Genomic DNA, 17,316 nt, shown 5'->3' with positions numbered 1-17,316 from the left:
AGTCCCGTGACTACCATCGCCACCGCTTTTAATACTTTGCCCCTGTCCGCCGCCATGCTGGCTAACCTCGACTCGCTGGGTTACGTCGAGATGACGCAGATCCAGGCGCAAAGCTTGCCGGTGATCCTCAAAGGGCTGGACCTCATTGCCCAGGCCAAGACCGGCAGCGGCAAGACTGCCGCATTCGGCATCGGCCTGCTGAACCCGATCAACCCGCGCTACTTCGGGTGCCAGGCGCTGGTGATGTGCCCGACCCGCGAACTGGCCGACCAGGTAGCCAAGGAAATCCGTCGCCTGGCCCGTGCCGAAGACAACATCAAGGTGCTGACCCTGTGCGGCGGCGTGTCCCTCGGCCCACAGATTGCCTCCCTGGAGCACGGCGCCCACGTCATCGTCGGCACCCCGGGCCGCATCCAGCAGCACCTGCGTAAAGGTTCACTGGTGCTGGACGGCTTGAACACCCTGATCCTCGACGAAGCCGACCGCATGCTCGACATGGGCTTCTACGACGCCATCGAAGACATCATCAGCAAGACCCCACCGCGCCGCCAGACCCTGCTGTTCTCGGCCACTTACCCGGTGAGCATCAAGCAACTGGCCTCCAAGTTCATGCGTGCGCCTCAGCAAGTGAAAGCCGAAGCGTTCCACTCCGACGACCAGATCGAACAACGCTTCTACGAGATCTCCCCGGAAGAGCGCATGGACGCCGTGACCAAGGTGCTGGCGCACTTCCGCCCTGCCTCCTGCGTGGCGTTCTGCTTTACCAAGCAGCAAGTGCAGGAAACCGTCGACCACCTGACCTCCAAAGGCATTTCCGCCGTTGGCCTGCATGGTGACCTGGAACAGCGCGACCGTGACCAGGTACTGGCGATGTTTGCCAACCGCAGCACCTCGGTGCTGGTGGCCACCGACGTCGCCGCCCGAGGACTGGACATCGACGCCCTGGACATGGTGATCAACGTCGAACTGGCCCGCGACTCGGAAATTCACATCCACCGTGTAGGCCGTACCGGCCGTGCCGGTGAGACCGGCATCGCCATCAGCCTGGTAGCGCCGTCCGAAGCCCACCGCGCCCAGGCCATCGAGCAACTGCAGAAGTCGCCGCTGAACTGGGACCAACTGGACAACCTCAAACCGCAAAGCGGTGGCCCGTTGCTGCCGCAGATGAGCACCCTGTGCATCGCCGCCGGGCGTAAAGACAAGGTGCGCCCAGGCGACATCCTCGGTGCATTGACCGGTGAAGCCGGCATTCCGGGTGCCCAGGTGGGCAAGATCGCGATCTTTGACTTCCAGGCTTTCGTGGCCGTGGAACGCGGCATCGCCAAGCAGGCTTTGCAGCGTTTGAATGACGGCAAGATCAAAGGTCGTTCGCTGCGCGTGCGGATCCTGTAACAACATAGTGACTGCAAGGACCGAATCACTGTGGGAGCTGGCTTGCCTGCGATAGCGACGGTGAATCCACTACCGCCATCGCAGGCAAGCCAGCTCCCACAGTGTTGATTGCATTTCAAATCAATAGTTTTGTGAGGACATGGCTGTGCGCTCGACCGAAGTTGTGATCATTGGCGCCGGCGCCGCAGGCTTGATGTGCGCGCTGACCGCCGCCGGGCGTGGGCGCAAGGTGATGTTGATCGACCACGCCAACAAGGCCGGCAAGAAAATCCTGATGTCCGGTGGCGGCCGCTGCAACTTCACCAACATGTACACCGAGCCGGCCAACTTCCTCTCGCACAACGCGCACTTCTGCAAATCCGCCCTGGCCCGCTATACCCAGTGGGACTTCATCGGGTTGGTGGCCAAGCACGGCGTGCCATACCACGAGAAGAAACTCGGCCAGCTGTTCTGCGACAACAAGTCCAGCGACATCCTCGGCATGCTGCTCGACGAGTGCATCCAGACCGGCGTGAGCCTGCACCTGGACACCTCCATCGAGGCAATCGCCAAGCTCGAAAGCGGCTATCAACTGCAAACCACCCTGGGTGAGTTGCGCTGTGAATCCCTGGTGATCGCCACTGGCGGCTTGTCGATCCCGACGCTGGGCGCCACCGGTTTCGGCTACCAAGTGGCCAGGCAATTCGGCCATGAACTGCTGCCGACCCGCGCCGGGCTGGTGCCGTTCACCATCACCGACCAGCTCAAGGAGTTGTGCGGCGAGTTGTCCGGCACCTCGGTCGACTGCCTGGTGAGCTGCAACGGCCAGAGCTTTCGCGAGAATATCCTGTTCACCCATCGCGGCCTGAGCGGGCCGGCGATTTTGCAGATTTCCTCGTATTGGCACTCCGGCGACACGGTAGAAATCAACCTGCTGCCCGACCACGACGCCCATGCCTGGCTGCAACAGCAACAGGCCGAACACCCCAACAGCGAATTGAAAACCCTGTTGGGTGAGATCTTCACCAAGAAGATGGCCAACCTGCTGGCCCAAAGCTGGTTCGAATCCAAGCCTATGAAGCAGTACACCCACGCTGAAATTGCCGATATCGCGCAAAAGCTGGGGAGCTGGCAACTGGTACCGGCCGGCACCGAGGGTTATCGCACCGCCGAGGTAACATTGGGCGGGGTGGATACGCGGGAAGTGTCCTCCAAGACCATGGAATCGCTGAAAAGCCCCGGCCTGTACTTTATCGGCGAAGTGCTGGACGTGACCGGCCACCTGGGCGGGTTCAACTTCCAGTGGGCCTGGGCCTCCGGCTACGCGGCCGCGCAATACGCCTGACGTGCACCTTGAGATGCAATCCCCTGTGGGAGCTGGCTTGCCTGCGATAGCGGCGGTGAATCCCACATCGTTATCGCAGGCAAGCCCGCTCCCACATTGGTTTTGCAGTGATACTGAAAATTTTGCTGTCCGATGTGATCGCTACGCTTGCCGTGGCGTCATTACTGGCTCAATTTAGCGACAACGTCCCGGAAGACTCCAGACTTCATGTCATCGACCTCGTTCAAGCAGTCCATGCGGCGCCTGTGGGCGCTGGATAAATTCAGCTACAGCGTACGGGTGTTCATCGCCCTCACCGGCAGCATGGCGTTGTGTTGGTACCAGGATGAAATGACGCTGCTGATCCCGCTCTTCCTGGGGATTATCGCCAGCGCCCTGGCCGAGACGGATGACAGCTGGCAAGGCCGCCTCAACGCGCTGGCGGTGACACTGGTGTGTTTCAGCATTGCCGCGCTGTCGGTGGAGCTGCTGTTCCCTTACCCCTGGATATTTGCCATCGCCCTGGCCCTGGCCAGTTTCGGCCTGACCATGCTCGGCGCACTGGGCGAACGCTATGGCGCGATTGCTTCGGCCACCTTGATTCTGTCGGTCTACACCATGATCGGCGTGGACCAGCGCGGTGGCGCCGTCACGGATTTCTGGCATGAGCCGCTGCTGCTGGTGGCCGGTGCCGCCTGGTACGGTGTGTTGTCCGTACTGTGGCAGGCGCTGTTTTCCAACCAGCCGGTACAGCAGAGCCTGGCGCGATTGTTCCGCGAGCTGGGGCGTTACCTCAAGCTCAAGTCATCGTTGTTCGAACCGATCCGGCAGCTGGACGTGGAAGCGCGGCGCCTGGAATTGGCCCAGCAAAATGGCCGGGTAGTGGCTGCGCTGAATGCCGCGAAGGAAATCATCCTGCACCGCGTCGGCAATGGGCGACCGGGGTCGAAGGTCAGCCGCTACCTGAAACTGTACTTCCTGGCCCAGGACATCCACGAGCGCGCCAGTTCCTCCCACTACCCCTACAACGCCCTCACTGAAGCCTTCTTCCATAGCGATGTGCTGTTTCGCTGCCAGCGCTTGCTGCGCCAGCAAGGCAAGGCCTGCCAGACCCTGGCCGAGTCGATCCAACTGCGCCAACCGTTCATCTATGACGACAGTTTTGCCCAGGCCCTGGGCGACCTCAACGCGTCCCTGGAGCACCTGCGCATCCAGAGCAACCCGGCCTGGCGCGGCCTGCTGCGTTCATTGCGCGCCTTGGCGGCCAACCTGTCCACACTCGACCGCCTGCTGGGCGACGCCAGCAATCCCGATGCCCTGGCGGACGCCACCGACAGTAACCTGTTGGACCGCGCCCCGCGCAACCTCAAGGAAATGTGGACGCGCCTGCGCACCCAACTCACACCCACCTCGCTGCTGTTTCGCCATGCCCTGCGCCTGTCCCTGGCGTTGACCGTCGGCTACGCCACCCTGCACGCTATCCACGCGTCCCAGGGTTACTGGATCATCCTCACCACCCTGTTCGTCTGCCAACCGAGCTACGGCGCCACCCGGCGCAAGCTCGGCCAGCGGATTATCGGCACCGCCATCGGCCTCACCGTGGCCTGGGCGCTGTTCGATCTGTTCCCCAACCCGGTGGTGCAGTCGATGTTCGCTATCGCCGCGGGCCTGGTGTTCTTTATCAACCGCACCACCCGCTACACCCTGGCGACGGCGGCGATCACCCTGATGGTGCTGTTCTGCTTCAACCAGGTGGGTGATGGCTACGGGCTGTTCCTGCCACGCCTGTTCGATACCTTGCTCGGCAGCCTGATCGCTGGCCTGGCGGTATTCCTGTTCCTGCCGGACTGGCAAGGCCGGCGCTTGAACAAAGTGCTGGCCAACACCCTGACCTGCAACAGCATCTACCTGCGCCAGATCATGCAGCAATACGCCGCCGGCAAGAGCGACGACCTGGCTTACCGCCTGGCCCGCCGCAACGCGCACAACGCCGACGCCGCGTTGTCCACCACCCTGGCCAATATGCTGATGGAGCCGGGGCACTTTCGTAAGGAAGCCGACGTGGGTTTTCGGTTCCTGGTGCTGTCTCACACCTTGCTCAGCTATTTGTCGGGGTTGGGTGCGCACCGCGATACTCAGTTACCGGCCGACGTGCGCGAGCACTTGATCGAAGGCGCGGGCAACAGCCTGGCGGCGAGTATCGATGAGATTGCTACGGGCCTGGCCAACAAACAGTCGATTGCGATCCAGAGTGATGCCGAGGAGGGGTTGGCAGCCGAGCTGGAGCAAATGCCCGATGAGATCGATGAGGCGCAGCGGTTGGTGCAGACGCAGTTGGCGTTGATCTGCCGGCAGTTGGGGCCGTTGCGTACGTTGGCGGCGCATCTGATCAAGGATACCGGTGCGGCTTAGACCGCTATCGCAGGCAAGCCAGTTCCCACATTTGACCGAGTTCCAACATAAGAATGCGGGCAAAATGTGGGAGCCCGGCTTGCCCGCGATGAGGCCCGCAAGCACGCTACATCCCATGCGCCTTCATCAAGCGCGCATAACTGCCATCAGCCTTCATCCTGGCAATCTCCCGATCAAAGCTGGCGACAATCTGCGCGTGCTCGGGGTTCTTCAAACTGACCAGAATGTGCAGGCTGTTCTCGCTCAACGGCTTGCCCACAAACGCCACCGCATTGCGCACCCGCGGCGACTCCCGAGCCAGGTAATAACGCGCTACGTATTCGTCCTCCAGCGTCAACCGCACACGCCGCGCAGCGAGCATGCGCACCGCCATGGCGAAGTTGTGCACGGGTACTTTCTGTAGCTGGGAGTCTTGATCGAACGCCGCCGAGTAAGCGTAACCGCGTACCACGGCGATGGTCTCGTCGCGCAGTCGGGCCAGGCTGTGATAAACAATGTCATCGTCGCTGCGCTTGAGAAAGCGCACACGGTTAAGCAGGTACTCAGCAGAAAACTGGCCAAACTGCGTGCGGGCCTCGTCGTACCAGGCGTTGATCAGCACATCGTAGCGCCCATCGCCCACGCCCTTGAGCGCACGGGCCCAGGGCACCTGCTCAAAGTCACTGGCGTACCCCGCACGGGCCAGGGCCGTGCTGACGATATCCGTGGCCAAACCGCCATTGATCAAGGTGGCATCGGTGAAGGGCGGCCAGCCATCCGCCACCAAACGCAGACGCTGTGCCAGCACCGGCTGGGCCAGCAGCAGCACTGCGATCAAAGCAACGGCACGAGTCAATCTCGGCATGCTCAAAGTCCTTGGCGGGCAGGCGGTGGCCTGATAACAGTAGCTCATCAATGAGCCTGCATTGCAGATTACACAAAGCAGCCAGCAGCGCACGCACTCAATGATGGCAAATTGACGCCATTCACACATTTGCCAATTTTAGACAGCAGCGCCCGCCGCGCTTACTATCCAGGCACGTCTTTACAAGAGCACACATCATGACGGTTGATTGGATTTGCAAACATCACGACGACTTGGGCAAGGACCAGCTGTATGCCGTCCTGCGCTTGCGCAGCGAGGTATTCGTCGTCGAGCAGAAATGCGCGTATCAGGACATCGACGGGCAGGACCTGGCGGGTGACACCCATCACCTGATGGCCTGGCAAGATAATGAGCTATTGGCTTACCTGCGCCTGCTGGACCCGGAGTCCCAGGGCGGCGATGTGGTGATTGGTCGCGTCATCGTTTCGCCAGCGGCACGGGGCACCGGGCTGGGGCATCACATGATGGAGGAGGCGCTTGAGCGCATTGAGGATATCTGGCCGCAAACGCCGATTTTTCTCTCGGCCCAGGCGCATTTGCAGGGGTATTACGGGCGATATGGGTTTGTGGTGGCGGGTGAGGAATACCTGGAAGATGATATTCCACATATTGGTATGCGGCGCATCTGAGGGCGCCATCGCAGGCAAGCCAGCTCCCACATTGGACTGTGGGAGCCGGGCTTGCCCGCGATAGCGTCAGTCCTGCCTAAGCCGACCTTCAGGGATAGCCCAACACCTGCTTGATCGACGCCAGATTAGCCTCGATCCACCCCCGATCAATCGCCCCCCAGTCCCGAATCCGATAGCGCCCGGCATGGTGACGCGCACCGTCCTCCTGCTCGAACTCACACACAATATCCAGGTCGGCCAACGCCGCAATGGTGTCCTGGGCGGTACGCCGAGGCATACCGGTGGCCTCGGTCAGCGCCGGGACGCTGCTGGCCAGTTGGCTGTCGATCAAGTACGCCACGTACAGGCGGCGGTAGAAGCTGCTTTTGGTCTTGCTCACATCCATGGTCAGTCGCCTTGGGGTTAGGGCTTACCCTGCAAATCGCGCCAGGTGAGGTACACACGCAGGTCGAATTCCACCTGATGGTAGCCCGGCATCATGTATTGGCAGAGTTTATAGAACGCCTTGTTGTGGTCCGATTCCTTGAAGTGCGCCAGCTCGTGCACCACGATCATGCGCAGAAACTCCGGGGCCGCCTCCTTGAACAGCGAAGCGATGCGGATCTCTTTCTTGGATTTGAGATTACCGCCCTGCACCCGGGAAATCGTGGTGTGTAAACCCAAGGCACGATGGGTCAGGTCCAGGCGGTTGTCGAACAGCACTTTGTCGATAGACGGCGCGTTGCGCAGGTGCTCCTGCTTCAAGGCCAGGGCATAGGCGTACAGGGCCTTGTCGCTCTGCACCGCATGGCGTTCGGGGTAACGCTGGTCCAGGTAAGCCCCCAACTGGTCCTTGGCGATCAGTTGGCGCACTTGCTCCTGGAGCGCGGCGGGGTATGCCTGGAGGTATTTCAACGCGGTCATGGGCTCTGCAACGCAATTGGGACGGGCGCCAGTGTAGCGAATTCAAAGCGCGCGAGGGTACGACCAGCCGGCAACGTCCTCGGCCATCAACGGCAGCGCAGCCCACGGCCCCTGGATATGGGCGCAGCCATTGGCCTTGAGCCACTGGGTTTGCTCAAGGGTCTCCACGCCTTCGGCGATCACCAGCACACCAAAATGCTCACACAGTTGGATGATGCTGCGCGCCATCGCCGCATCCCGCACCGAGCCAGGCAGGCGGGCCACCAGTTGAGGGTCGAGCTTGAGGGTGTCGAACGCCAAGTCGCGCAAATGGGCCAGGGAGCACTGGCCGCAGCCAAAATCGTCCAGGGCAATCCGCACCCCTATCCGGCGCAGTAACTGGAGTTGCTTGGTGGACTCGGCGAGATTGCTCATCAAGCAGTCTTCGCCGATTTCCACCTCCAGTTGTCGCGCCTGTAACCCATGTCGCTCCAGCATCTGCTGCAGTTGGTTGGCCAGGTTGGGCATGTTGAACTGGCTGCTGCTCAGGCTCACGCTCAACACCAGTTCGGGGTCGAAGGTGGCTTGCCAGGCCTGGCGCTGGGCGGCGACTTGCTGGTAGATCCAGGCACTCAACTGGTTGATCAACCGCGCCTCTTCCAGCAGTGGCAAGAACAGGCCCGGCGGCACATCGCCGACGCTGGGATGCTGCCAGCGCAACAGCGCTTCGACGCCGCGCAAACGCCCGTCTTCCAGAGAGACCTGAGGCTGGTACACCAAGGTGAAATCCTTGTTGGCGATGGCGGTACGTACACTGTCTTCCAGCATCAACCGCGAGCGGGCGCGGCCGTTCATTTCCTGGTCGTAGTAACGATACTGCTGACGGCCGGCGCGCTTGGCTTCGTACATGGCAATGTCCGCGGCCCGTAGCAGGCCGCTCAAGTCCGAGCCGCAATCCGGGAACGTCGCGATGCCAATACTGACCCCAAGCATCACCTCCAGACCATCGACCTGCTGGCACACCGATACCCGCTCGATGAGCTTTTCCGCGATCTTCGCGGCCTGCTCGGGAAACTCCAGCTCCAGCAACGCGGTGAATTCATCCCCACCCATGCGCCCGAGAATGTCGTAGGAACGCAGGCATGCTTGCATCTGCTCCGAAACCCAACGCAGCACGCGATCCCCGGCGTCATGGCCCAACGTATCGTTGACCCGCTTGAAGCCATCCAGGTCCAGGTACAGCAATACCAGCGCCTGCTCGCTACGTTCGCTGCGCAGCAACGTATTCTCCATCGCCTGATGGAAACCGCGCCGGTTCAGCAGCCCGGTCAGCGGGTCGGTCACGGCCTGGAATTCCAGTTGCTGATGCAGGTGACGCACTTCAGACATGTCCAGCACCGTCACCACCATTGCCTTCTGCTCCGCAGGCAAAGGCGCGCAGGACAACGCTACCGGCACTTGCTGGCCCCGACCGGTGCGCAAAATGGCATCGTGTTGGCGCCACGTCTCGCCCCGGCGATATGCCTCGTACATGGGAAAGCCCAACCAGGCTGGCACATGGGGCTTTTGCAGGAAACTGAGGAAACTTTCGCCCTGCAACTCAGCCATCGTTGCATTCAACAGCCGGGAAATGGCCGGGTTGGCATACTCGATCACACTGTTTTCGCTCACCACCAGAATGCCCTCGGCGGCGTTATCCAGCACCGAGGCATTAAAAGCGCGGGCCAATTCCAGGTCATGGCTCAGGCGCTGCAAGGCACGGCGATTGCGCTGGTGCTCGAGCAAGGCCTGCACCTTGGGCTTGAGGATGTGCGGGTCAAAGGGCTTGAACAGGTAGTCGATCGCACCACTGGCGTAGCCTTCCAGCACCGCGTCGGGCGAATGGGCGGTGGCCGTCAGAAAGATAATCGGCGTCATGCGCGTACGCTGGCTGCCACGCATCAGGCGCGCCACCTCGAAACCGTCCATGCCCGGCATGCGCACGTCCAGCAGCACCAGGTCGACCTCGTGGGCCAGCAGTAACTCCAAGGCTTCCAGGCCAGACGCGGCGGTTATCACCCGCCAGTCGTCACGCTGCAACAGCGCACGCATGCTGACGAGGTTTTCCGGGTAGTCATCGACCACCAACAGAACCGAAATTGCATCGTCGTGTTGTGGAGCGCCATCCATGCTACGTCTCTTCCTTAGGGAGCTACACCGGTCACTTTTGCTACCAAGGCCGGATAAACACTGAGGGCTCACTCTAGCCGCGCGGCCAAAAAAGCAGAAGTGACGTGGGTGCCCTCATTGTGCCAAAGGCCAGGAAGCCGACTAACGGTAAGGCCCTGTAGCCCGCGGTTCACGGGCGACATGGCTTTTTGACATTTAGCTGACGCCAATAAATTGCCAGCAATTGTTTAACAATCTCACCAGCACGGCCTATAAAGAACCTGGAAGGCCCTTTGGGCCAATGCCTACACCCTCTGTAAAAAGGCCAACACCATGATCGACCTTTCCACCTGGAACCTGAGCATTCCGGTCGGCTCCCCACCCACGACCATTGAAACGCCAAGGCTGCTGAGCGGCTTCAACGATCAATACTTCCAGGCCGAAGGCAGCGACGTGCAGTTCTGGACACCTGTGACGGGCTCGCGCACCGAAAACGCCATCTACCCACGCAGCGAACTGCGCGAAACCTACGCCGACGGCCGCCTGCGTAACTGGACCTACCCCGAGGCCGACAACTTCCTGCGCGCCACCCTCACCGTCAACCAGGTGCCCTCCTCCGGCAAGATCGTGATCGGCCAGATCCATGCCTACGACAGCCAGAAACCGCTGATCAAGCTGGAGTACCAATTCAAGGAGAAAACCCAGACCGGCAACATCGTCGCCAAAGTGCGCATGCGCCCGGACGAGGCCGAAAGCCAGGTGATCATCGTCGCCTCCAATGTGCCACTGCAGAAGAGCTTCACCTACGTGATCAACCTCAACAAAGCCGGGCTGCTGAGCGTGTATGCCGCTGACAGTGAGTGGAATGAACGGATTGGCGCGGCATGGGGCGACAAGCCGTTGTACTTCAAGGCGGGGGTGTATGTGCAGGACAATACGGGCGACACCAATGAGGGTGCGCGGGTGACGTTTGCGAAATTGGATATTGATCACGAGTGAATCGTCCCGTGAGACACAGGATTTTTCCCAGATAAACCCAAAGTCTTAAACACACCGTTGCACCCTGTGGGAGCCGGGCTTGCCCGCGATGGCGGCGTATCAGCCAATATCCTCGGCGCCTGACACACTGCCATCGCGGGCAAGCCCGGCTCCCACATTGACCGTGCGTCGGCTAAAGGTCCGGTGTGGGTGCTACAGCACCGTTGCGACAAGCCAAAGAACGCCGTGGTTTCGGCGCTTCATCTGCAAGTTGATTAAATGGTGTCCATAAAAAAGCCCGCATCGCTGCGGGCTTTTATTAACACTTGAGGCTTAGTTCACCTTAGCGTTCAACTCACCTTTCAAATACCGCTGGTACATCGCTTCCAACGAGATCGGCTTGATCTTCGAAGCATTACCCGCAGTACCAAAGGCTTCATAACGCGCAATACACACATCACGCATCGCCGTCACAGTGGCGCCGAAGAATTTACGTGGGTCGAACTCGCTCGGGTTGGTGGCCATCAGGCGACGCATCGCACCGGTGGATGCCAGGCGCAGGTCGGTGTCGATGTTGACCTTGCGCACGCCGTACTTGATGCCTTCGACAATTTCTTCAACCGGTACGCCGTAGGTTTCTTTGATGTCGCCGCCGTACTGGTTGATGATCGCCAGCCACTCTTGCGGTACCGAGGAAGAACCGTGCATCACCAGGTGGGTGTTGGGGATGCGCTTGTGGATTTCCTTGATGCGGTCGATGGCCAACACGTCGCCGGTAGGTGGCTTGGTGAACTTGTAGGCGCCGTGGCTGGTGCCGATGGCGATGGCCAGGGCGTCGACCTGGGTCTTCTTGACGAAATCGGCGGCTTCTTCCGGGTCGGTCAGCATCTGGCTATGGTCCAGCACGCCTTCGGCGCCGATGCCGTCTTCTTCGCCGGCCATGCCAGTTTCAAGCGAACCCAGGCAGCCCAGCTCGCCTTCAACCGAAACGCCGCAGGCGTGCGCCATGGCCACGGTTTGTTGGGTGACGCGTACGTTGTACTCGTAGTCGGTTGGGGTCTTGCCGTCTTCGCCGAGGGAACCGTCCATCATCACCGAGCTGAAGCCCAGTTGGATCGAGCGCTGGCACACGTCAGGGCTGGTGCCGTGGTCCTGGTGCATGCACACCGGGATGTGCGGGAATTCTTCGATGGCGGCGAGGATCAGGTGACGCAGGAACGGGGCGCCAGCGTATTTGCGCGCACCGGCCGAAGCCTGGACGATCACAGGGGAGTCGGTCTTGTCAGCGGCCTCCATGATGGCGCGCATCTGCTCAAGGTTGTTGACGTTAAAGGCTGGGACGCCGTAGCCGAACTCGGCTGCGTGGTCCAGCATTTGACGCATGCTGATAAGTGCCATTGTGTTGTCTCTCCCGGTCGAGGGTCGTTAATCGTGCAAGCCTGCCGTAGCGGCGGCTGCTATTCAAGTTATTGCAGATCAAGGGGTTGAGCTTGAGCTGCTGAATCGTTATTGCTGGTGTGGCTTAGCGCTAGTGCCACTGTGAAGCAGGTCAATGTGGGAGCTGGCTTGCCTGCGATGGCGGAGAACCAGTCGATATTGGCTTTGCTGACCCACCGCAATCGCAGGCAAGCCAGCTCCCACATTTTGATCTCATTGGACTTCAGATCGTATTCTCAGTTGGCTTTGCAGCCGCGCCCAATCAAATCATCCGTCGCTACCCAGTAAACCAGGCCTTCCTCACCTTTGGTGTGAAACGCCAACTGGCCGTCGCTGTACAGCACGCCCGAAGCGGCTACCTCTTGCTTGAGCCGATAAACCTGGTCCGAACCGCCGAGGCGAACATCCACTTCGGAGCGGGCCTGGTTGGCAAAGCGCCAGTTGACCTCGGCTTTGCTGTCGCAGGTCCAGGTGGTCCATTTGTCGGCTGGCTCTGCCTTGTCGAACAGGTTCATGCTGCTGCAGCCGGCCAACAGGGCCAGGGCTGCCAGGGCGAAAACGCCTTTCATTGCCAATCCTCGCAGGGCGACCTGGGGCCACCGTTGCTATCGGTTAGTGGATCAGACCCGTCATGGGCAACCCTGTTCCTGACCGTTGGGCGCGGAGTCGTATTTCTCCAGCCGTTCGTTGCCGATGCGCTTGTTGATCACCGGCATGGTCTCGGCTTGCCAGTCAGCCTGGTAACAGCTTTTTCTCAACGGTGCCTTGGCGTTATCCGCCTCCGGCGCCGCGCTGGGTGTGCTGCCGCAGCCGGCCAACAGGCCCGCTGCGATCACCAGTGCCAACGACTTGATCATGGGAACGCTCCTTTTCCTGATCACGCGAGCCTTAACCTTTGGCTCGGGTTTCCAGCACTTCCACGGCTGGCAACACCTTGCCCTCGACGAACTCGAGGAAAGCGCCGCCACCGGTAGAAATGTAGGAGATCTGATCAGCCACACCATATTTATCGATAGCCGCCAGGGTATCGCCACCGCCAGCGATGGAGAACGCCGAGCTTTCAGCGATCGCTTTAGCCAGCACTTTGGTGCCGTTGCCAAATTGCTCGAACTCGAATACGCCCACCGGGCCATTCCACAGGATAGTCTGGGATGCCTTGAGCAGCTCGGCGAAGTTGGCCGCCGTTTGTGGGCCGATGTCCAGGATCATGTCGTCGTCGGCCACGTCAGCGATAAGCTTGACGGTCGCCGCGGCGCTTTCCGCGAATTCCTTGGCAACCACCACGTCCACCGGCAACGGCACGCTGACCTTTGCGGCGATGGCGCGGGCGGTGTCGAGCAGGTCTGGCTCGTACAGGGACTTGCCCACCGGGTGGCCGGCAGCGGCCAGGAAGGTATTGGCAATGCCGCCGCCGACGATCAGTTGGTTGCAGATCTGGCTCAGGCTGTTGAGCACGTCCAGTTTGGTGGATACCTTGGAGCCGGCAACAATGGCCGCCATCGGTTGGGCCGGAGCGCCCAGGGCCTTGCCCAGCGCATCCAGCTCGGCAGCCAACAACGGGCCCGCCGCGGCGACCTTGGCGAACTTGGCCACGCCGTGGGTCGAACCTTCGGCGCGGTGGGCGGTGCCGAACGCGTCCATCACAAACACGTCGCACAGGGCGGCGTATTGCTGGGCCAGTTCGTCGCTGTTCTTTTTCTCGCCCTTGTTGAAGCGCACGTTTTCGAACAACACGATATCGCCGGCTTTCACGTCCACGCCGCCCAGGTAGTCTGCGACCAATGGCACGTCACGGCCCAGGGCCTTGCTCAGGTACTCGGCGACCGGCTTGAGGCTGTTTTCGGCGGAGAACTCACCTTCGGTCGGGCGACCCAGGTGGGAGCAGACCATCACGGCCGCGCCTTTTTCCAGGGCCAGCTTGATGGTCGGCAGCGAGGCCAGGATTCGCGCATCGCTGGTGACAACACCGTCCTTGACGGGGACGTTGAGGTCTTCGCGGATCAGTACGCGCTTACCTTGCAGATCGAGGTCGGTCATCTTCAACACGGTCATGGGTCGCAGTTCCTGAATTACTGTTGAGGTTGTTTAGAAGCGATGTGCAGATAGTGTTCGGCAACATCCAGCATGCGGTTGGCAAAGCCCCATTCGTTGTCGAACCAGGCCAGGATGTTCACCAGCCTGGGGCCGGAAACGCGGGTCTGGCTGGCATCGACAATCGCCGAATGCGGGTCATGGTTGAAATCGCAACTGGCGTGGGGCAACTCGGTGTAGGCCAACAGACCTTTGAGCGGGCCGCTGGTGGCGGCGTCGCGCAGGATTCGGTTGACCTCGGCCGCGTCAGTGTCACTGACGGTTTGCATGGTGATATCCAGGCAAGACACATTCACCGTCGGCACCCGTACGGCTTTGGCCTGGATTCGCCCGGCAAGTTCCGGCAGCAGTCGCTCGATGCCGCGCGCCAGGCCGGTGGACACCGGAATCACTGACTGAAACGCCGAACGCGTGCGGCGCAGGTCTTCGTGGTGATAGGCGTCGATGACCGGCTGGTCGTTCATCGCCGAGTGAATCGTGGTGATCGACACGTAATCCAGGCCGATCGCCTGGTCCAGCAGGCGTAACAACGGCACGCTGCAGTTGGTGGTACACGACGCGTTGGACACCAGCAGCTCATCGCCGGTCAGGCAATCCTGGTTGATGCCGTAGACGATGGTGGCGTCGACATCCGCCTCGCTGGCCATCGGCTGGGAAAACAGCACACGCGGTGCGCCGGCGTCGAGAAAACGCTGGCCATCGGCACGGGTGTGATAGACACCGGAGCATTCCAGCACCAGGTCGACGCCCAGTGCTTTCCAGTCGATGCCTTCGGGGGTGGCACTGCGCAACACTTGCACGCAGTTGCCATTGATATGCAGACAATCGCCTTCAACCCGCACTTCGCCAGGGAAGCGGCCGTGGGTGGAGTCAAAGCGTGTCAGGTATTCGATGCTGGCCATGTCGGCCAAATCATTGATCGCGACAATTTCAAACCCGGCCGCCGCCCCTCGCTCGAACAGAGCACGCAAGACGCAACGACCAATGCGGCCGTAGCCGTTGAGTGCAACTTTGTAGGGACGCGGTTGGGGCATGGGGTTCTCGATCAAGGTTAGTTCAGTGATGAATGTACTGGCGCCATCGCGGGCAAGCCCGCTCCCACAGTGGACCGTGATCCAAATGTGGGAGCGGGCTTGCCCGCGATGGCGCCAGTACAGACAACGCAGACTGACTTAGTCTTCCAGCAACTCTTCAGCCTGACCCAGGATGTTTTCCAGGGTGAAACCGAACTCTTCGAACAACGCTGGCGCCGGCGCCGACTCACCGTAGGTGGTCATGCCGATCACACGGCCTTCCAGGCCCACGTACTTGTACCAGTAGTCGGCGTGAGCCGCCTCGATGGCGATACGCGCACTGACCTGCAACGGCAACACCGATTGCTTGTAGCCGGCGTCCTGGGCTTCGAACACGCTGGTGCACGGCATGGACACAACGCGAACGTTGCGGCCTTGCTCGGTCAGCTTGTCGTACGCCTGAACGGTCAGGCCCACTTCGGAACCGGTGGAGATCAGGATCAGCTCCGGCTCGCCGATGCAGTCCTTGAGCACATAACCGCCACGGCTGATGTCGGCGATCTGCGCGTCGGTACGCACCTGGTGCTGCAGGTTCTGACGCGAGAAGATCAGCGCCGAAGGGCCGTCCTTGCGCTCGATGGCGTGCTTCCAGGCCACGGCGGATTCCACGGCGTCGGCTGGGCGCCAGCAATCCAGGTTCGGCGTGGTGCGCAGGCTGGTCAATTGCTCGACCGGCTGGTGCGTCGGGCCGTCTTCGCCCAGGCCGATGGAGTCGTGGGTGTAGACGTGGATCACGCGCTTCTTCATCAGCGCCGCCATACGTACGGCGTTACGTGCGTATTCCATGAACATCAGGAAGGTTGCGCCGTATGGCACCAGGCCGCCGTGCAAGGACACGCCGTTCATGATGGCGCTCATGCCGAACTCGCGCACGCCGTAGTACATGTAGTTGCCGCTGGCGTCTTCGGCCGAGACACCTTTGCAACCCTTCCACAGGGTCAGGTTGGAACCGGCCAGGTCAGCCGAACCGCCGAGGAACTCAGGCAGCAACGGGCCAAAGGCGTTCAGGGTGTTCTGGCTGGCTTTACGGCTGGCGATGGTCTCGCCCTTGGCCGCGACTTCAGCGATGTAGGCCGAGGCCTTTTCCGAGAAGTCGGCAGGCAGGTCACCGGCCAGGCGGCGTACCAGCTCGTTGGCCAATTCAGGGAATTCGGCGGAGTACGCAGCGAAACGCTGGTCCCACTCGGATTCAGCCGCCAGGCCTTTTTCCTTGGCATCCCATTCGGCGTAGATGTCGGCCGGGATTTCGAACGGGCCGTGGTTCCACTTCAGCGCTTCGCGGGTCAGGGCGATTTCCGCGTCACCCAGCGGGGCGCCGTGGCAATCTTCTTTACCTTGCTTGTTCGGCGAGCCGAAACCGATGGTGGTCTTGCAGCAGATCAGGGTTGGCTGCGCGCTCTTGCGAGCGGTGTCGATGGCGATCTTGATTTCTTCCGGATCGTGGCCGTCGACGTTGCGGATCACCTGCCAGTTGTAGGCTTCGAAACGCTTTGGCGTGTCGTCGGTGAACCAGCCTTCGACTTCACCGTCGATGGAGATGCCGTTGTCATCGTAGAAGGCAATCAGCTTGCCCAGGCCCAGGGTACCGGCCAGGGAAGCGACTTCGTGGGAGATGCCTTCCATCATGCAGCCATCACCCAGGAATACGTAGGTGTGGTGGTCAACGATGTCGTGGCCGGGGCGGTTGAACTGCGCGCCCAGGACTTTTTCCGCCAGGGCGAAACCAACCGCATTGGCCAGGCCTTGGCCCAGGGGACCGGTGGTGGTCTCGACGCCCGGGGTGTAGCCGAATTCCGGGTGGCCCGGGGTGCGGCTGTGCAGCTGACGGAAGCTCTTGAGGTCGTCGATGGTGACATCGTAGCCGGTCAGGTGCAGCAGCGAATAAATCAGCATCGAGCCGTGGCCGTTGGACAGCACGAAGCGGTCACGGTCGGCGAACGACGGGTTGCTCGGGTTGTGTTTCAGGTAGTCACGCCAAAGTACCTCGGCGATATCCGCCATGCCCATCGGGGCACCGGGATGGCCGCTGTTGGCTTTTTGCACGGCATCCATGCTGAGGGCACGAATGGCGTTGGCACGCTCACGACGGCTGGGCATCGCTGATCT

At 61.1% G+C, this 17,316-nt stretch carries 15 protein-coding genes; 5 read left to right on the top strand and 10 right to left on the bottom strand.

What is annotated here, in order from left to right:
• Window positions 1-54: 54 nt before the first annotated feature.
• From dbpA to yccS, 3 genes are all read left to right on the top strand, one after another.
• Window positions 55-1,392: an ATP-dependent RNA helicase DbpA gene (dbpA, locus tag OC445_RS06800; RefSeq protein WP_229999345.1), complete on the top strand. Its 1,338-nt coding sequence runs from the start codon at window positions 55-57 to the stop codon at window positions 1,390-1,392.
• 145 nt (window positions 1,393-1,537) lie between these two features.
• Window positions 1,538-2,716 carry an NAD(P)/FAD-dependent oxidoreductase gene (locus OC445_RS06795; protein ID WP_034129071.1) on the top strand — a complete coding sequence of 393 codons (1,179 nt, stop codon included), beginning with the start codon at window positions 1,538-1,540 and terminating at the stop codon, window positions 2,714-2,716.
• A 207-nt stretch (window positions 2,717-2,923) separates the two neighbouring features.
• Window positions 2,924-5,107: a YccS family putative transporter gene (gene yccS / locus OC445_RS06790; protein WP_034128901.1), complete on the top strand. Its 2,184-nt coding sequence runs from the start codon at window positions 2,924-2,926 to the stop codon at window positions 5,105-5,107.
• Between the two features lie 106 nt (window positions 5,108-5,213).
• Here yccS and OC445_RS06785 read toward each other — a convergent pair whose 3' ends face one another.
• Window positions 5,214-5,951 (bottom strand): substrate-binding periplasmic protein, encoded by a 738-nt coding sequence (locus OC445_RS06785; protein ID WP_054898183.1) that lies wholly within the window; start codon window positions 5,949-5,951, stop codon window positions 5,214-5,216.
• A 197-nt stretch (window positions 5,952-6,148) separates the two neighbouring features.
• Between OC445_RS06785 and OC445_RS06780 the strand changes: the two genes are divergently transcribed.
• Window positions 6,149-6,601 (top strand): GNAT family N-acetyltransferase, encoded by a 453-nt coding sequence (locus tag OC445_RS06780; RefSeq protein WP_054898182.1) that lies wholly within the window; start codon window positions 6,149-6,151, stop codon window positions 6,599-6,601.
• A gap of 88 nt (window positions 6,602-6,689) precedes the next feature.
• On the opposite strand, the gene OC445_RS06775 is transcribed toward OC445_RS06780, so the two are convergent.
• Genes OC445_RS06775 through OC445_RS06765 form a run of 3 tightly spaced genes read right to left on the bottom strand, consistent with a single transcriptional unit; the run spans window position 6,690 to window position 9,652 of the window.
• Window positions 6,690-6,986: a helix-turn-helix domain-containing protein gene (locus tag OC445_RS06775; RefSeq protein WP_014720272.1), complete on the bottom strand. Its 297-nt coding sequence runs from the start codon at window positions 6,984-6,986 to the stop codon at window positions 6,690-6,692.
• 17 nt (window positions 6,987-7,003) lie between these two features.
• Window positions 7,004-7,504: a M48 family metallopeptidase gene (locus OC445_RS06770; RefSeq protein ID WP_034128904.1), complete on the bottom strand. Its 501-nt coding sequence runs from the start codon at window positions 7,502-7,504 to the stop codon at window positions 7,004-7,006.
• Between the two features lie 42 nt (window positions 7,505-7,546).
• Window positions 7,547-9,652 carry a putative bifunctional diguanylate cyclase/phosphodiesterase gene (locus tag OC445_RS06765; protein ID WP_054898181.1) on the bottom strand — a complete coding sequence of 702 codons (2,106 nt, stop codon included), beginning with the start codon at window positions 9,650-9,652 and terminating at the stop codon, window positions 7,547-7,549.
• A 312-nt stretch (window positions 9,653-9,964) separates the two neighbouring features.
• Between OC445_RS06765 and OC445_RS06760 the strand changes: the two genes are divergently transcribed.
• The gene (locus OC445_RS06760; RefSeq protein ID WP_003194947.1) at window positions 9,965-10,630 is read left to right on the top strand and encodes a polysaccharide lyase family 7 protein; all 666 of its coding nucleotides are present in this window, start codon (window positions 9,965-9,967) and stop codon (window positions 10,628-10,630) included.
• Between the two features lie 312 nt (window positions 10,631-10,942).
• Here OC445_RS06760 and fba read toward each other — a convergent pair whose 3' ends face one another.
• The 6 genes from fba to tkt form a co-directional block, all read right to left on the bottom strand.
• Window positions 10,943-12,007 (bottom strand): class II fructose-bisphosphate aldolase, encoded by a 1,065-nt coding sequence (fba, locus tag OC445_RS06755; RefSeq protein ID WP_003177554.1) that lies wholly within the window; start codon window positions 12,005-12,007, stop codon window positions 10,943-10,945.
• Between the two features lie 275 nt (window positions 12,008-12,282).
• The gene (locus OC445_RS06750; protein ID WP_054898180.1) at window positions 12,283-12,615 is read right to left on the bottom strand and encodes an MliC family protein; all 333 of its coding nucleotides are present in this window, start codon (window positions 12,613-12,615) and stop codon (window positions 12,283-12,285) included.
• Between the two features lie 60 nt (window positions 12,616-12,675).
• Window positions 12,676-12,903 carry a hypothetical protein gene (locus OC445_RS06745; protein ID WP_003194953.1) on the bottom strand — a complete coding sequence of 76 codons (228 nt, stop codon included), beginning with the start codon at window positions 12,901-12,903 and terminating at the stop codon, window positions 12,676-12,678.
• Window positions 12,904-12,934: 31 nt separating this feature from the next.
• Window positions 12,935-14,098 (bottom strand): phosphoglycerate kinase, encoded by a 1,164-nt coding sequence (locus tag OC445_RS06740; RefSeq protein WP_054898179.1) that lies wholly within the window; start codon window positions 14,096-14,098, stop codon window positions 12,935-12,937.
• Window positions 14,099-14,115: 17 nt separating this feature from the next.
• Window positions 14,116-15,171: an erythrose-4-phosphate dehydrogenase gene (epd, locus tag OC445_RS06735; protein ID WP_003194958.1), complete on the bottom strand. Its 1,056-nt coding sequence runs from the start codon at window positions 15,169-15,171 to the stop codon at window positions 14,116-14,118.
• Window positions 15,172-15,309: 138 nt separating this feature from the next.
• Complete coding sequence (tkt, locus tag OC445_RS06730) at window positions 15,310-17,307, bottom strand: transketolase (protein WP_034128906.1); 1,998 nt, start codon at window positions 17,305-17,307, stop codon at window positions 15,310-15,312.
• Between the last annotated feature and the right edge of the window lie 9 nt (window positions 17,308-17,316).

Source organism: Pseudomonas sp. Pse35 (assembly GCF_024519715.1).
Taxonomy (GTDB): Bacteria; Pseudomonadota; Gammaproteobacteria; order Pseudomonadales; family Pseudomonadaceae; genus Aquipseudomonas; species Aquipseudomonas paracarnis.
Note: the sequence above shows the minus strand (reverse complement) of the source record. Positions and strands in the feature narration are given on the sequence as shown.